At 56.5% G+C, this 15,945-nt stretch carries 15 protein-coding genes; 7 read left to right on the top strand and 8 right to left on the bottom strand.

Annotated features, from left to right (window positions below; translation table 11 throughout):
- Positions 1-3: 3 nt before the first annotated feature.
- The 3 genes from AB4Y96_RS06595 to AB4Y96_RS06585 form a co-directional block, all read right to left on the bottom strand.
- Positions 4-519, bottom strand: coding sequence for a DUF3859 domain-containing protein (locus tag AB4Y96_RS06595; RefSeq protein WP_441916341.1), 516 nt, complete (start codon positions 517-519; stop codon positions 4-6).
- Positions 520-525: 6 nt separating this feature from the next.
- Positions 526-2,706 carry a malate synthase G gene (locus AB4Y96_RS06590; protein WP_441916340.1) on the bottom strand — a complete coding sequence of 727 codons (2,181 nt, stop codon included), beginning with the start codon at positions 2,704-2,706 and terminating at the stop codon, positions 526-528.
- Between the two features lie 107 nt (positions 2,707-2,813).
- Positions 2,814-4,829 (bottom strand): hydantoinase/oxoprolinase N-terminal domain-containing protein, encoded by a 2,016-nt coding sequence (locus tag AB4Y96_RS06585; protein WP_441916339.1) that lies wholly within the window; start codon positions 4,827-4,829, stop codon positions 2,814-2,816.
- A gap of 145 nt (positions 4,830-4,974) precedes the next feature.
- On the opposite strand from AB4Y96_RS06585, the gene AB4Y96_RS06580 reads away from it, so the two are divergent.
- Both AB4Y96_RS06580 and AB4Y96_RS06575 read left to right on the top strand, forming a co-directional pair.
- Positions 4,975-5,934 (top strand): cation diffusion facilitator family transporter, encoded by a 960-nt coding sequence (locus AB4Y96_RS06580; RefSeq protein ID WP_091878695.1) that lies wholly within the window; start codon positions 4,975-4,977, stop codon positions 5,932-5,934.
- Between the two features lie 55 nt (positions 5,935-5,989).
- Positions 5,990-6,583 (top strand): YdeI/OmpD-associated family protein, encoded by a 594-nt coding sequence (locus tag AB4Y96_RS06575; protein WP_441916338.1) that lies wholly within the window; start codon positions 5,990-5,992, stop codon positions 6,581-6,583.
- A gap of 83 nt (positions 6,584-6,666) precedes the next feature.
- Here AB4Y96_RS06575 and AB4Y96_RS06570 read toward each other — a convergent pair whose 3' ends face one another.
- Complete coding sequence (locus AB4Y96_RS06570) at positions 6,667-7,902, bottom strand: DNA recombination protein RmuC (protein ID WP_441916337.1); 1,236 nt, start codon at positions 7,900-7,902, stop codon at positions 6,667-6,669.
- A gap of 114 nt (positions 7,903-8,016) precedes the next feature.
- Between AB4Y96_RS06570 and def the strand changes: the two genes are divergently transcribed.
- The 4 genes from def to truA are packed head-to-tail and all read left to right on the top strand — an operon-like array spanning position 8,017 to position 10,765.
- The gene (gene def, locus AB4Y96_RS06565; protein ID WP_441916336.1) at positions 8,017-8,547 is read left to right on the top strand and encodes a peptide deformylase; all 531 of its coding nucleotides are present in this window, start codon (positions 8,017-8,019) and stop codon (positions 8,545-8,547) included.
- A gap of 3 nt (positions 8,548-8,550) precedes the next feature.
- Positions 8,551-9,486 carry a methionyl-tRNA formyltransferase gene (fmt, locus tag AB4Y96_RS06560; protein WP_441916335.1) on the top strand — a complete coding sequence of 312 codons (936 nt, stop codon included), beginning with the start codon at positions 8,551-8,553 and terminating at the stop codon, positions 9,484-9,486.
- Positions 9,483-9,980, top strand: a complete 498-nt coding sequence (locus AB4Y96_RS06555) for a GNAT family N-acetyltransferase (RefSeq protein ID WP_441916334.1) — start codon at positions 9,483-9,485, stop codon at positions 9,978-9,980. Before fmt ends, AB4Y96_RS06555 begins: the two co-directional genes overlap by 4 nt.
- Complete coding sequence (gene truA, locus AB4Y96_RS06550) at positions 9,980-10,765, top strand: tRNA pseudouridine(38-40) synthase TruA (RefSeq protein WP_091878703.1); 786 nt, start codon at positions 9,980-9,982, stop codon at positions 10,763-10,765. The genes AB4Y96_RS06555 and truA overlap by 1 nt, the downstream gene beginning before the upstream one ends.
- Here truA and AB4Y96_RS06545 read toward each other — a convergent pair.
- Positions 10,717-11,328, bottom strand: coding sequence for a hypothetical protein (locus AB4Y96_RS06545; RefSeq protein WP_441916333.1), 612 nt, complete (start codon positions 11,326-11,328; stop codon positions 10,717-10,719). The two genes, truA and AB4Y96_RS06545, sit on opposite strands and share 49 nt — an antisense overlap.
- A gap of 6 nt (positions 11,329-11,334) precedes the next feature.
- Positions 11,335-12,522: a succinyl-diaminopimelate desuccinylase gene (gene dapE, locus AB4Y96_RS06540; protein ID WP_441916406.1), complete on the bottom strand. Its 1,188-nt coding sequence runs from the start codon at positions 12,520-12,522 to the stop codon at positions 11,335-11,337.
- Between the two features lie 101 nt (positions 12,523-12,623).
- Between dapE and AB4Y96_RS06535 the strand changes: the two genes are divergently transcribed.
- Positions 12,624-13,652, top strand: a complete 1,029-nt coding sequence (locus AB4Y96_RS06535; protein WP_441916332.1) for a 2-dehydropantoate 2-reductase — start codon at positions 12,624-12,626, stop codon at positions 13,650-13,652.
- 5 nt (positions 13,653-13,657) lie between these two features.
- Here the strand turns inward: AB4Y96_RS06535 and AB4Y96_RS06530 are convergent, their stop codons facing one another.
- Together AB4Y96_RS06530 and dapD are read right to left on the bottom strand one after the other, a co-directional pair.
- A complete protein-coding gene (locus AB4Y96_RS06530; RefSeq protein ID WP_441916331.1) occupies positions 13,658-14,953 on the bottom strand; it encodes an MFS transporter in 1,296 nt (431 codons plus the stop codon).
- Between the two features lie 84 nt (positions 14,954-15,037).
- A complete protein-coding gene (gene dapD / locus AB4Y96_RS06525; protein ID WP_091878709.1) occupies positions 15,038-15,892 on the bottom strand; it encodes a 2,3,4,5-tetrahydropyridine-2,6-dicarboxylate N-succinyltransferase in 855 nt (284 codons plus the stop codon).
- Between the last annotated feature and the right edge of the window lie 53 nt (positions 15,893-15,945).

The following is a 15,945-nucleotide window of genomic DNA, read 5'->3' as shown; positions in this document are numbered from 1 at the left end:
CCGTCAAGATATGGGGCAGTTCCCTGCCAGGACATCAAAACTCTTGGTGGCGAATTCGTGTCCCTTCGCGTCCTGGAGCGAAAAGGTCCACACACCCGATACAAGCTCGTAGCTCTTTTCAAACACCCATCCCGCATAGCGTTGCCGCCGGATAGCACCATCGGGCCAGCTGCTGCGCAACATGACCCGGCCGTCAGGTGTGTGAATGGCGGGATGCTGTACCACAACCATAATGGGCACGATCTGAAAATCGGGAATATTGAAAGCGGCGTACATAACGCCGAAACTCGTACCGAGGCAGGCGGTGATTTTCTCTGCCCGGATAACTTCAACCGGGCCGTCGACGAGCCTGTTATAGCCCGTCGGCGTATCCGGCGCGGTTTCCGTCCCGACATCCTTGGCCCGCGTCAGGCCCCAGTTGAGGATTTCAATGGTAGGTTCGCCACCTTGCGCCCTCGCCAACCCTGCCTCCGCAAATAATGCGAAAAGAAGCAGGGCCAGAAGGCGATAGGTGCCCATCCGTCGCTATGCTGCGGCGCGCTGGGCTTTCAGTTCCAGCCTGCGGCGATGCAGGACCGGCTCCGTGTAGCCATTCGGCTGGGCCCGACCTTCGAACACGAGATCACAGGCCGCTTGAAACGCGATTGATCCATCGAAATCCGCAGCCATTGGCTGGTAGTGCGGATCGCCTTCGTTCTGCTTGTCAACGACAGCGGCCATGCGCTTCAGGGTCTCCAGCACCTGTGCCTGGCTGGCAACGCCGTGGTGCAGCCAGTTGGCGATATGCTGGGCGGAAATACGCAAAGTAGCGCGGTCTTCCATCAGGCCGACATTGTTGATGTCAGGAACCTTGGAGCAACCAACACCCTGATCAACCCAGCGGACGACATAGCCGAGAATGCCCTGCGCATTGTTGTCGAGTTCGCGCTGGATGTCTTCGGGCGTCCAGTTGGGCCGTGAGGCAACGGGCACCGACAGAATATCGCTGAGCTTGGCACGTCCGCGTGATTTCAACTGAGCCTGAACTTCAGCCACATTGACCTTGTGATAGTGCGTTGCATGCAGCGTAGCCGCCGTCGGTGAAGGCACCCATGCGGTGTTGGCACCAGCCTTTGGATGGGCGATCTTCTGCTCCAGCATTGCGGCCATCAAATCAGGCATGGCCCACATGCCCTTGCCGATCTGCGCATGGCCGGAAAGGCCGCACTCAAGCCCGACATCGACATTCCAGTTCTCATAGGCACCGATCCATGATGCCTGCTTCATGTCGCCTTTGCGGATCATCGGTCCGGCTTCCATAGAGGTATGAATCTCGTCGCCAGTGCGGTCAAGGAAACCGGTATTGATGAACACAACCCGTTCTTTTGCCGCACGGATCGCTTCCTTGAGGTTCACAGTCGTCCGGCGTTCCTCGTCCATGATGCCCATCTTCATCGTGTTGGGCTGCATGCCAAGCAAGGCTTCCACCCGGCCGAAGAGTTCCGACGCAAAGGCCACTTCTTCGGGGCCATGCATTTTTGGCTTCACCACATACATGGAACCGGCGCGCGAATTCATGCGGCGACCGTTCGGGCCGACATCGTGCAGCGCAATCAAACCGGTGATTGCCGCATCCATGATGCCCTCGGGCACCTCGTTGCCATCCTTGTCGAGAATAGCCGGATTGGTCATAAGGTGGCCGACATTGCGCACCAGCATAAGCGAGCGGCCCGGCAGGGTAACCGGCTTGCCATCCTTACCCGTATAGTCGCGATCGGGATTGAGCCTGCGCGTGACTGATTTGCCGCCCTTATCAAACGTATCCTGCAGATCGCCATTCATCAGGCCGAGCCAGTTGCGATAGATGACAACCTTGTCTTCCGCATCAACGGCAGCAACAGAATCTTCGCAATCCTGAATTGTGGTGAGCGCTGACTCCAAAACCACATCGGCAATATTGGCCCGGTCAGTCTTGCCAATCGGGTGATCGGCATTGACGACAACTTCCACATGCATGCCGTTCTTGACCAGAAGAACAGCAGATGGCGTGGCTGCATCGCCCTTGTAACCAACGAACTGCGCCTGATCCTTCAGCGGTAAAACCGCACCATTACCGTCCTTTAGCGCCAATGCGCCGTGATCAACGGAAAGACCGGTAACATCCGCCCAGCTTCCGCCGTCGAGGGGCGCGCTTTCATCGAGAAAAGCCTTGGCCCAGGCGATGACCTTGGCACCGCGCGCAGGATTGAATGCTTTGCCTTTTTCGGCGCCATCGGTTTCCGGGATCGCATCGGTGCCATAGAGCGCATCATAGAGCGAACCCCAACGGGCATTGGCAGCGTTGAGCGCATAGCGGGCGTTCATGACAGGCACGACGAGCTGCGGTCCAGCAGTGACAGCGATCTCCGGGTCAACATTGCTGGTCGAGACGGAAAAAGCGCCGCCCTCGGGCAGCAAATAGCCGATCTCGCGAAGAAAGGCTTCGTACTCGTCCTGCGTGTAACCCGTGTTACGCTTTTCGCGATAAAAGGCGTCCAGTTTCTCCTGAAAAGCATCGCGCTTGGCCAGCAGCGCCCGGTTTTTGGGTGAGAGGTCATCAACGATAGCGGCCAACCCTTCGAAGAAGGCATCGGCATTGACTGAAGTTCCGGCAATGGCTTCGTTCACCACGAAATCGTAGAGTTCCTTTGCCACCTTCAGTCCGTTGATCTCGATACGCTCACTCATGCCATGCTCCTTCAGAATTTTTATTACCGTATCCTTGAACACACCAAAGCATTCCCAGTCAATTCATCAAAAATGAACATGATTTGTGCCGGAATGGAAATAATCATTCAGTGGGCGATGCGGGGCCTGCCAGTGGCTGTTGCGATCAGCACAGCTTCGATGAATTTCCGCTGATCTTCCACGGTTGCGGCGCTGATATCCCTTGCCATGACAATCTGCGCCTCGTCGGTGCCCGCCTCCAGTGCCAGATGTTTGACCTGTCCCCGCAGCGTGTCCTCGGCAAAGGCGATGGCAAGCTCTTCCTCCTGGAAATCCTTGACCACCGCGCCCGACGAGACCCGGAAGATTCCTTCCACCGGTTGGCTGATATGCGCCTCAACCGATACGCGGACCTGTCCGACCACCGCGCCCAGCGCATTGGCAACATCCGTATCAGCGGGAACGATATCATTGGTGCCGAGCATTCGGCCCACAGCAGGATAATAAACGGGCGCTGATGCACCAAGACCGATGAGCGGCCTGTTAATATCAAGCTTGATACCCGCAATACCGCCTTGCCCCGATAGCGCGCGCTGGATCAGCGGGCTCGCCACGATATCAGGACCATCCAGCCCATCTTCGGCCAATATGGTTTCCAGCACGACTTCGGATGAACGGCGAATGAGCGCATCATAGGTGCGCTGCGACACCTCATCAGGTGTATCGCACAGCGGACGGCCCGCACCATCCTTGCGGCGGGCATAAAGGATAGCGCCGTAACGCGCTGCTTCACCGTTCCAATTGCTCTGCAAATTGAGAACATGGCAGGCATCGGAAGGGGTAAAGCCCGAGAGATGCACCAGTCCGCGTGCAACCAGCCGGTTGATGGTGGCGGTTTGCGAAACGGAATTCAGAAGCCGGTCGAGCGGCTGCGGCTCGCGTGTGATCCGCACATAAAGCTCGGCTTCGCCCTTGCTCAATCCCGATGCCATTTGCTCGGGCACACCGGTCAACAGTGCAAACCGTCCATCCAGTCGACCCGGATTGGCGGTTTTGACCTGCCGTGCCAGATGATCAATGACGATTGCGCCATGATTGGCCGCAAGCAGTGAAAGCGGAACCAGACGGCGCGGCCCAAGCTTGATACGCGGGGCCATCGCATTGTCATCAAGCGACACTTCGGAATCGCCGCCGAGCCCGAAGGTGCGCATCGCCACCGCCTCGACCATAGTGCGAAAACCGCCGACGGTAGCGCCATTGGGATCAAGCCGTGGGCGACCATTGTCGAGAACGGCAACATCAGTCGTGGTGCCGCCGATATCAGATACAATCGCATTATCGAGACCGGTCATGTGACGAGCGCCGACAAGGCTGGCGGCGGGGCCCGACAGAATGGTTTCGATGGGGCGATGCCGTGCGAAAGCCGCCGACACCAGTGCGCCATCGCCGCGCACCACCATCAGCGGCGCATGAATGCCACGCCGGTCAAGAAACCCCTCCGTGGCGGCCACCAGACGGTCGATCATCGCAATGAGCCGGGCATTGAGAACCGTTGTCAGGGCGCGGCGCGGACCATTGAGCTTGGCGGAGAGTTCGTGACTACAGGTCACGGGAAGCCCGGTCTCGCTTCGCACGAGATCGCGAATGGCGATTTCATGCTCCGGATTGCGCACGGCAAAATAAGCGCAGACTGCAAAGCCCGTTACCTCTTCTTTCAATCGGGGCAATGCTTCCCGAAGGGCCGAAACGTCAAAAGGTTGCGGACGGCCATAGACATCGTGTCCACCGGGCAGGAAAATCACCGGATCAGAGCCAAGCGCTGTGCCGAGATCAGCCTTTTCAAGATCAACTTGCGAAAAGCCGACCATGACGAGAGCAATGCGCCCACCCTGCCCTTCAACAAGCGCATTGGTGGCAAGCGTCGTTGACATGGATACAAGGCGGATCTGTCCGGGATCAACGGAGGCTTCTTCGACGATGCGCTCGACTGCGCCCGATATGCCCACACTCAGATCATGACGGGTGGTCAGTGCCTTTGCCTTGGCGATAACACCCCGCGCCTCCGACCAGAGGACAGCATCCGTATAGGTGCCACCCGTATCAATCCCGAGGAAAATTGCGTTCTCTATCTGTGAATCAGCCATGATGTCCTGCGCCTGTTGAGGCAGGGTTATCGCAAGACACCGCGTACGACTAGCGTCATTCCGACCATTTGCCGCCGCAACGGCACAAGAGTGCCGGAACCATTCAAATCCTGCTACGTTGTGACGTGGGACAAAGGGGACTTCAATGGCATCACAATCTGGCAGTCATGCGGGATCGAAGAAGGTCATCTACGCCGCCATTCTAGGCAATCTTCTGATCGCGGCGACAAAATTCATTGCTGCCTTCTTCACCGGCAGTTCGGCCATGTTATCGGAAGGTGTCCACTCGCTTGTCGATACGGGAAATGGCGGATTGCTGCTCTACGGGTTGCGGCGCGCGGCCAAACCAGCGGATAAATCGCATCCGCTCGGCCATGGCCGTGAGCTCTATTTCTGGAGCTTTATCGTTGCCCTGCTGGTTTTCGCTGTGGGTGCCGGTGTGTCCTTCTATGAGGGCCTCATCCATATTCTTGAGCCAGAGCCGGTGTCGAATCCGATCGTTAATTATGTGGTCTTGGGCTTTGCGCTGCTTTTCGAGGGCATCTCATGGACGGTTGCCTTGAAAGAGTTCCGGACCATGAAAGGCAAACTCGGCTATCTCGAAGCCGTAAAGCAGAGCAAAGACCCAAGTGTTTTTACGGTCCTGTTTGAAGATACGGCGGCTTTGCTCGGCCTCATTGTCGCCTTCGTCGGTATTTCTGCCGCGCAATTGTTCAATATGCCGGAGCTTGATGGTGTTGCCTCGATCGGCATCGCGATCATTCTCGGCGCAACGGCGATTTTCCTCGCGCGGGAAAGCAAGGGGCTGCTGATCGGCGAGTCGGCACTGCCCGAAGCGGAACAGCAGATTCTTGCTATTGCCAGCAAAGACCCGGCTATTCAGCAGGCCAATGGTGTGCTGACGGTGCATATGGGACCCAAGCAGATTGTCGCCGGGCTCAGCATCGAGTTTGAGGATCATCTGACAGCGCCCGATATTGAAGCCTGTGTCGAGCGTATCGAAACGGCGATACGTCAGGCCAATCCGGATATCGTTTCCGTGTTTGTCAAACCGCAGACAGCGAGTACCTGGAAAATGCGCCGGCAGAAAATCATTGAAGGCTGAAGTGACTGGAGGGCATACTCGCAGATGAGATTCCAAATCAGTTGAGAGATGCACCATGGTCAAGGACACGACGAACCCCGAAGTCGATTGGTATTTTGATGAGACCCAGAAGTGGCAGGAAGAATTCAGGCTGTTGAGAACAATCGTTCTCGCCTGTGATCTCAAGGAAGAACTGAAATGGGGATGTGCCTGCTACACGTTGGATAAAAGCAACGTTGTTCTCATACATGGCTTTAAAGAATACTGCGCACTCCTGTTTTTTCAGGGTGCCCTGTTAAACGACCCCGACCATATTCTCATCCAGCAAACGAAAAACGTGCAGGCGGGGCGGCAGATCCGGTTCACCAACGTTCAGGAAATATCCAAGATGGATAACATCCTGAAAGCCTATATTCACGCGGCTATCGATATCGAAAAATCGGGTGCAAAGGTAACTTTCAAGAAAACGGAAGATTTCGCAGTTCCCGAAGAATTTCAAAGCAGATTGAGTGAGAACCCTGCTTTGCAAGCTGCGTTTGAGGCTCTCACACCCGGACGCCAAAGAGCATATCTCTTCCATTTTTCCGCGCCAAAACAATCCAAAACACGCGAGACACGCGTTGAAAAATTCATACCGCAGATTCTCGGCGGAAAAGGGTTGGACGATTAGGGCCCATGGATGATAGGGCCTGCGACTTACAGATCCATTTCAGTTTTGCCAGTCCACTTGGTCTAAAGCCACTTGGATATAGCCTAGTCCTCGTCCACCACGCGCAGGCGCAACTGGCCTGTTGTGGAAGCAGCTGATCGGCTGGCGTCCGGACCTTTTGCAGGTTCGCCAGCCGAGGGTTCAACAAATTCCAGCGCCTCGATCTTCTGTCCGCGTTTGGTCACTTTGCTGGAGGAAACGAGAATATCATCAATATCCTTGTTCGCCTGACCAAAATGCGTCTGCAAACGGCGAACGCGGTCATCAAGGCGCACAACATCTTCCATCAGGCGGATAACCTCGCCCTGAATGAGATGCGCCTGTTCACGCATGCGCACATCCTTGAGCACCGCCTGAATGACCTGAATGGACAGCATCAGCAGGGACGGTGAAACAATCACAATGCGCGAGCGGTGGGCCTTCTGCACGATGCCTTCGAAATTTTCGTGAATCTCGGCAAAGATCGATTCCGATGGCACAAAGAGAAACGCCGTATCCTGCGTTTCACCACTGATCAGATATTTTTCCGATACATCGCGAATGTGGATTTCGATATCGCGGCGGAATTGCGCCAGCGCCATTTTCTTGGCGTCTGGTGTCTCGGCCTCACGAATGGCATTCCATGCTTCCAGCGGGAATTTCGCATCAATGACGAGATTGGGCGCATTGTTCGGCATGCGGACAATGCAATCAGGCCGGCTGCCATTGGAAAGCGTTGCCTGAAATTCATAGGCCCCCTGTGGCAGGCCATCGGCAATGATGGTTTCCATGCGCGCCTGACCGAAGGCGCCGCGTGTCTGTTTGTTGGCTAGAATGGCCTGCAACTGCACGACCTGACCGGCCAGCGACTGGATATTGTTCTGTGCCGTATCGATAACCGCCAGCCGCTCCTGCAATTTGGCAAGATTTTCGTGCGTCGATTGCGTCTGCTCCGTCATGGTCTGGCCGATACGCGTGGTCATACCATCAAGCCGTTCGCGGATCGACTGGTTGAGCTCCGCCTGGCGCGAGCCGAAAAGCTCGGCCATGGTCTGCATACGCCCCTGCATCTCCGACTGACTTTTCAAAATTTCAGCCATACGTGTTTCCGCATCGCGGGCACGATCTTCCGCCTGAAACTCTGCCATAAGCCGGGCCCGTCCTGCCCGCCACATTGCGATCACGCAAAGAATGACAGCGAGGGCGACGATCACAGCAGCAACCAGCAGGGCTGTGCCAACCGATACGGTACTGGCGCCAAGCTGAAATAATGGCTGGTCGAGTGAATGTGATGTTTCCATGGGAGATAGATTAACCGATTCGGATGGCAAATGTGAGATCAAAACAAGAACATTTTTACAAATGCCATTTGTATCGGGATTGACGGTTGAAAGCCGAGATATTAGGTGATGCTCATGTCTATCAAACCGCTTGTCATTCTTCCCGATCCGCTGTTGCGTCAGGTTTCTCAACCTGTAGCGCGCTTTGACGCCGATTTGCGCAAATTCTCGCAGGATATGCTCGACACCATGTATGACGCGCCGGGCATTGGTCTGGCTGCTATTCAGGTGGCGGAACCCCTGCGCATGCTGGTGATCGATCTTGCCAAGGAAGACGAGCCGAAGGCACCGCAGGTGTTCATCAACCCCGAGGTTGTGTCCTCCAGCACAGAGCGCAACATCTATGAAGAGGGTTGCCTGTCCATTCCTGATTATTATGCGGAAGTGGAACGCCCGGCAAAAGTACGTGTTGCCTATTTCGACATAGAAGGCAAAAAGCACGAGATCGATGCGGACGGTTTGCTGGCGACCTGCCTGCAGCATGAGATCGACCATCTCAATGGCGTTCTTTTCATCGACTATATCTCGCGGCTGAAGCGGGAAATGGTGGTGAAGAAATTCAAGAAGCTTGCCAAGGATCGTGTTCCGAGCCGGCTGGCGGTGTAAACCATGAGCCTTCGTATCGTCTTCATGGGAACCCCGGAATTTTCTGTTCCGGTTCTCAACGCGCTCATTGGCCAAGGCCATGAGATCGTCGCCGTTTATAGCCAGCCGCCACGCCCGGCCGGGCGGCGTGGGCTTGAACTGACCCCCTCGCCCGTCCATCGCAATGCCCAAGAATTCGGCATTGAAGTGCGCACGCCTAAAAGCCTGAAAAGTGCCGAGGAACAACAGGCATTCCGTGATTTGAATGCAGATGTTGCCGTTGTGGTTGCCTACGGCCTGATATTGCCGACAGCCATTCTCGAGGGCACCCGCCTCGGTTGTTACAACGGCCATGCTTCGCTTCTTCCGCGTTGGCGCGGTGCTGCACCCATTCAACGCGCGATCATGGCTGGTGACACCGAAACTGGCATGATGATCATGAAAATGGACGAAGGACTCGATACCGGTCCCGTTGCCATGGCTGAAAAGATCAAGATCACATCGGATATGACTGCGGGCGAATTGCATGACCAGCTCAGCATGATTGGCGCTGATCTGATGGTGCGCGCCATGGCCGCGCTGGCGCGCGATAGCCTGACCCTGACACCGCAATCCGAAGAGGGCGTCACCTACGCCTCCAAGATCACCAAGGTTGAAACCCGGATCGATTGGACGCTCCCTGCAATCGACATTCACAATCGCATTCGTGGCCTTGCACCGTTTCCCGGTGCATGGTGCGAGATGGAGATCGGCGACAGTCTTGAGCGGGTAAAACTGCTGCGCTCGCTGCTTGCAACTGGTGCTGGCGCTCCTGGTACAGTGCTTGATGATGAATTGCGTATTGCCTGCGGAGAAGGTGCCGTGCGGCTGCGCTCGCTGCAACGGGCGGGTGGCAAGGCCATGGACGGGCTGGAGTTCCAACGCGGCGCCAAGCTCCCGCAAGGGGCAAAGCTGCCATGAGCAGCATTTCCATCCGCGCCGCAGAACCAGAAGATCGCTCGCTGATTGCAAGCATCGTTGAAGATGCTTTTGAAGGCCCGGATGAGGCAAAACTGGTGCAACATTTGCACAATAATGGCGATGTCGTTCTCGAACTGGTTGCAGAACTCGATGGCGCGATTGCCGGTCATATCCTGTTTTCAAGATTGCACATTGACGGCAAGACCCGTTTTGACGCGGTTGCGCTCGCGCCGTTAAGCGTTGCCTCGGATCATCAGGGTAAAGGCGTCGGCGCGGCCCTGATCAAGGCCGCACATCAGCAGCTTGTGCTTATGGGTGAAACGCTCTCCGTGGTACTTGGCGATCCCGGATATTATGGCCGTTTCGGCTACACCAAAGAACGGGCATCGGGCTTTTCCAGCCAATATCAGGGTGAATATCTTCAGGCACTGGCTTTCGGCGATGCGCCGTCGGCTGGAACGCTGATTTATTCCAGAGCATTCGAGGCGCTCTGATGCCGCGTTACAAACTCACCGTTGAATATGATGGCACGCCCTATGCGGGCTGGCAGCGGCAGGAAAACGGCCACACGGTTCAGGCCGCCATTGAGCAGGCCATTTTCAAGTTTTGCGGCGAAACCATATCGCTTGGCGCGGCGGGCCGTACCGATTCAGGTGTGCATGCGATCGCGCAGATCGCTCATGTCGATCTGACCAAGGACTGGAGCAGTTCCAAGGTGCGTGAAGCGCTGAATGCGCATCTCATCGTGGCTGGAGAAACTGTCGGGATCATCAATGTCGAACGGGTGAGCGAACATTTCGATGCACGGTTCTCCGCCACGGGCAGACACTATCTTTACCGGATCATCAACCGCAGGCCGCCCGCCCCGCTGGAAGCTTTTCGTGCCTGGTGGGTGAAGAAACCACTCGATGCGGAAGCCATGCATGACGCCGCGCAGCGGCTGGTTGGCACGCATGATTTCACAACATTTCGCGCCACGCAGTGTCAGGCAAAGAGCCCGGTGAAAACACTTGATCATCTTAGCGTCCTCAGAAACGGCGAAATCATCGAAATCCGGGCATCGGCGCGCTCCTTCCTCCACAATCAGATCCGGTCATTTGCCGGGACACTGAACGAGGTTGGTTGCGGCCGCTGGACGGCTGACGATGTGAGCGATGCTCTCGCTGCCCGCGACCGCAAGGCTTGCGGTCCCGTCGCTCCGCCCTATGGGCTTTACCTTGTCGGCGTGGATTATCCGATTGTCACCGGTTCCGGCAGCGAAATACCCAGCATATCCTGAAGGCCAATCATCAGGAGTATGGAACCGACCACAAGAACGGCGAAGAAAGCTGCCGTGTAAGCGTGGGGTTTCTTCAAGGCGACATAGGTCAGGCGATAGGTCAGAACGAGAACGAACATATAAAGCGCAAGACCGAAAACGGTCGCGACTGCAGTCCATTCCGGCAGAAGAACACGTATGATTGTGGCGGGCGCAGCCAACCAGGACGTCACTGCCGAGCCCCAGTTGCTGGTGATGACATAGACACTGAAGCGGTTGCCCAGGCCAATGCGCGTCGCCAGCAAAAGCAGCACAACCAGTGGCAACACCCATGACGTAAGATCAACAAAGGCGACGCGGCCGATTACGGAAAGCCGGGTACCCGCTTCGGGCTGAAAGGCCACCATATCATTGGCGAAAACAATCCAGCCAAGAATGAGCGGCGGCAGTGACACGGTAATGGCATGGAATGATTGCCAGAAACCATCTTCGGAATAGTCGAAATAATCCAGGCCATCGGCGTGACCATTCATCATCCGCCACGAACCCCAGAAATAGCGTTGGATGTCTTCGAAACTCAGCATGGCCACTCAGGCAAAAAAGTCGGCAATGAACCGCTCATAGATTTGTGTCAGTGTTTCCAGATCGGCAACCGCCACGCGCTCATCCACCATATGCATGGTCTGCCCCACAAGACCAAACTCGACCACCGGGCAATAATCCTTGATGTAACGCGCATCGGATGTGCCGCCTGACGTGGAAAGTTGCGGGCGTTTGCCTGTGATAGCCTCCACGGACGCGGTCAGCGTGCCGATCAGCTTCTCGTCATGGGTGAGGAACACATGGCTTGGCCGGTCGCGCCAGACCAGCTCGTAATTAACGGGGGTTTTCCTGCCGGGTCTGAGCTTGCGACGGCCCGACGCCTTGTCGAGACGGTTATGGATTTCCGCCATCAATGTTTCATCCGTCCACGTATCGTTGAAACGGATGTTGAACGTCGCGGTTGCCTTGGCCGGAATCACATTCACTGCGGGATTGCCGACATCGACAGTTGTGACTTCCAGATTGGTCGCCTGAAAATTCTTCGTACCCTTGTCGAAGGCCGGATAAAGCAGGCTGTCGACCAGTGTTATCAGACCGCGAACGGGATTTTCGGCCAGATGCGGATAAGCCGCATGCCCCTGAATGCCGTGGACGGTAACAGTCCCGGAGAGCGAACCACGCCGACCGATCTTGATCATGTCGCCAAGCTTATCGGGGTTGGTCGGCTCGCCAACGATGGCGGCGTCCCAGGTCTCGCCCTTGGCCTTGGCCCATTCCAGCAATTTGCCTGACCCGTTGATCGATGGGCCCTCTTCATCGCCGGTGATCAGGAATGAGATCGAGCCTTTCAACGCACCATTCTTTTCGATATAGCGCGCCACGGCAGCGGCAAAGCACGCAATACCGCCTTTCATGTCCACGGCCCCGCGGCCATACATTTCGCCATTGTGGATCGCCGCCGAAAAAGGCGGATAGGTCCAAGCCGCCTCGTCGCCAACAGGCACAACGTCCGTATGCCCGGCGAACATCAGATGGGGACCATTGCCCGAGCGCCGGGCATAGAGGTTTTCCACATCGGGTGTACCATCTTCGCTGAAAACGGGCCGCTCAACGGTAAAGCCCAGTGGCGAAAGCATGGTTTCGAGTGTGGTCAATGCGCCGCCCTCCGCCGGGGTCACCGACGGGCAGGCGATAAGCTGGGCGAGGTTTTTTACGGGGTCAGTGGAGGATGTCATATGCAAAGCGATAATCCAAAAGCACCATCGTGTCACGCACTGGATCACGATGCATGCATCTGTTTTAATGATCTGTACCTACCTCAGGCCGGGACCAAATGATGATTGAAAACAATAGCCGTATTGTTGTCGCTGGAACAGGTTCCATCGGGTGCTATGTGGGTGGCCATCTTGCCGCGTCAGGGAAAGCCGTTACCTTTCTGGCACGCCCGCGTGTTGAAACGGAAATCAGGCAGGCCGGGCTGAAAATCATCAATCTCGATGGAACAGAGCATACCATCCGTGCAGACCAGCTTTCGGTGACAGCCGATCCTGCCACCGCATTTGAAGGTGCTGGAATCATTCTCGTTGCTGTCAAAAGTGGTGCCACCGGGGAAATGGCCGGGCTCATAGCCAGACACGCTCCGGCCGAATGCATTGTCGTCAGCCTTCAGAATGGCGTCGGCAATGCGCAGGTGTTGCGGAAAAACCTGCCTGAAAGCATGACCGTCATTGCTGGCATGGTTCCATTCAACGTTGTTCAGTCGGAGAGCGGGCAGTTGCCGCTGACCGTACGCCGAACGACGGCAGGCACGATTTTAATCGAAAGCAGAGTGGAAGGCCTTGCCGAAGCTTTGTCCACGCCAGACCTTCCTGTCAGTGCCCACGATAATATGCAGGGCATTTTGTGGGGCAAGCTGATGATGAACCTCAACAACGCGCTTAACGCCTTGTCGAACCTGCCACTTGCCACACAGCTTGCGGATCGCGACTGGCGTGTTCTGCTGGCGGACCAGATGGGCGAAGGGCTGAAGGTCATGCAAGCGCATGGTATCGTCGCGGCGCCGGTGCAGGGCGTATCACCAGCCCTATTGCGCCTGATTCTGCTTCTGCCGAATTTTCTCTTTCGCCGCGTTGCCCGCAAGATGCTGGCAATTGATCCGCGCGCCCGGTCATCCATGTGGGAGGATTTTTCCCGCGGCCGCACCACTGAAATCGATTATCTGCAGGGCGTCATTGTGCAATTGGCACGGGAAAAGAACATTCCCACGCCGCTGGCAGAAAAGGTTATCGCTTGTGTCAGACAGGCTGAAGGCCAGCCCATCCGCAGCCATGCGGTCGCTGAGATCAGACAGAAAACAGTTCTATAACCCCGTCAATCGATTGGCTTGCCTGTCTTGTCCCGCATCGAAAGAAGCGTCAGCGCACTTACAGCCGCAGCGGCAATCACATAGAAGCTTGGTGCGAGCTTTGTACCAGTCGCCTCGATCAGCAGTGTCACGATAACAGCGGCAAAGCCGCCGAAAATGGTAACGGCGAAATTATAGGCGAGCGACAGGCCGGTGGAGCGAAGACCAGCCGGGAACTGCTCGGCCAGAAGTGCGGGCGCTGGTCCTGTGAATGCCGCAAGCAGAAGACCAAGGATGGCCTGCACAATCGACAGTGTCATCAGATTTGGTGATGCATTGACCCACGCAAAGAGCGGATAGATCAAAACACCGATGGCTATGGCGGCAAACAGCAATTGCCGCTTACGTCCGATCCGGTCCGACAACGCGCCGGCAATCGGACAGCCCAACATCAGGACAAGCCCGCCAATGGTGGTTGCAATGAATGCATCGGCCAGCGGTATGTTGAGCTGTTTGACCGCATAGGTGGTCATGTAGAACAAGAGCACATAGGTGCATACGGTCCACAAAATGGTCACGCCGAAACCCGACGCGATACCGCGCGGATGATCACGCAGTGCATCTCGTAGCGGCGACTCGCTCTTTTGCGTGTGGCTGTCGGTGAATACAGGCGTCTCGTCAACGCGGGCACGAATGTAGAACCCGACAGGGCCGATCAGCAGCCCGAGCAGGAAGGGCAGACGCCAGCCCCAGCTGTCAATGGAGGCCGGGTCAAGAAACTGCGTAACGATCATGCCGCAGATACCGCCGAGCACAACCGCAAGCGCCTGACTTGTCTGCTGCCAGCTGGCATAAAATCCGCGCTTCTCCGGCGGGGCATATTCAATCAGGAAAGCGGTGGCGCCGCCGATTTCACCGCCAGCGGAAAAGCCCTGAATAAGCCGGGCAAGAACAATGACCAGCGGCCCGAAAATACCGGCCTGCGCATAGGTCGGCGCAAATCCGAGAAGCGCAGTACCCAGCGCCATCATCAGGATTGTCAGGGTCAGCGCGGCCTTACGCCCCTTCTTGTCGGCGTAGACACCGAGAACGACAGCCCCGACAGGCCGCATGAAAAAGCCGACACCATAGGTGCCGACTGTCAAAAGGATAGAGGTCAAATCGTCGATGGCCGGAAAGAACAGCCGCGCAATGATCGGCGTGAAGAAACCGTAGACCGTAAAGTCGAACCATTCGAGACCATTGCCGATCGTAGCAGCGGCAATGGCGTGTCGTCGCTTGGCCTCAAAATCACGGGTGGAGACGGAAGCCTGTACGGTCATACGGATACCTCAGCTGAAATGGGAATCGGCTTTGGCACCAGCTTCTGTCGAGAATCTCCGTCTGTCCAGTTGTAAATCGCCTAATCAGTCACGCAGCAATTCGTTGATCGACGTTTTGGAGCGTGTCTTCTCATCGACACGCTTGACGATGACGGCACAATAAAGACTCGGGCCGGGTTCATTGTTCGGGAAAGGCTTGCCTGGCAAAGTCCCTGCAACAACAACGGAATAGGGTGGAACTTCGCCGTAGAAAATCTCGCCGGTGGCGCGATCAACGATCTTTGTCGACTTGCCGATGAACACACCCATGCCGAGAACCGCGCCTTCGCGCACGATGCAGCCTTCCACAACTTCCGAGCGTGCACCGATGAAGCAATTGTCTTCGATGATCGTCGGGCCAGCCTGCATCGGCTCCAGAACGCCGCCAATGCCGACACCGCCGGAAAGGTGCACATGCTTGCCGATCTGCGCGCAGGAGCCAACCGTTGCCCATGTATCGACCATGGTGCCCTCACCGACGTAAGCGCCAAGATTGACGAAGGAAGGCATCAGGATCGCGCCCGGCGCGATATAAGCCGAACGGCGAACAATGGCGTTTGGCACGGTGCGGAAGCCAGCCTTGCTGAACTCGGTCGCGCCCCAGCCTTCAAACTTTGAGGGAACCTTGTCCCACCACGGCGCGCCACCCGGACCACCTTCAACAATCCCCATATGATTGAGACGGAAGGAGAGAAGCACTGCCTTTTTCAGCCACTGATTGACCGTCCATGCACCATCAGCCTGCCGTTCAGCAACACGGACCTCGCCGCTATCGAGAAGCAGCAAAGAGGTTTCAACAGCATCGCGTATTTCGCCGCGTGTTTCAGTGTTTACGGCATCGCGGTCATCGAAGGCCTTGTTGATGGTCTTCTCAAGGCTGGCCAGATCGGGCTTGGACATTTTCGGGTCACTCCATTGCACGGGCGGTTAAGGCTGATGTAAGGCCTAGTAAG

Origin of the sequence: Phyllobacterium sp. TAF24 (genome assembly GCF_052113785.1) — a bacterium.
In the GTDB taxonomy this organism is placed as follows: Bacteria; Pseudomonadota; Alphaproteobacteria; order Rhizobiales; family Rhizobiaceae; genus Phyllobacterium.
Note: the sequence above shows the minus strand (reverse complement) of the source record. Positions and strands in the feature narration are given on the sequence as shown.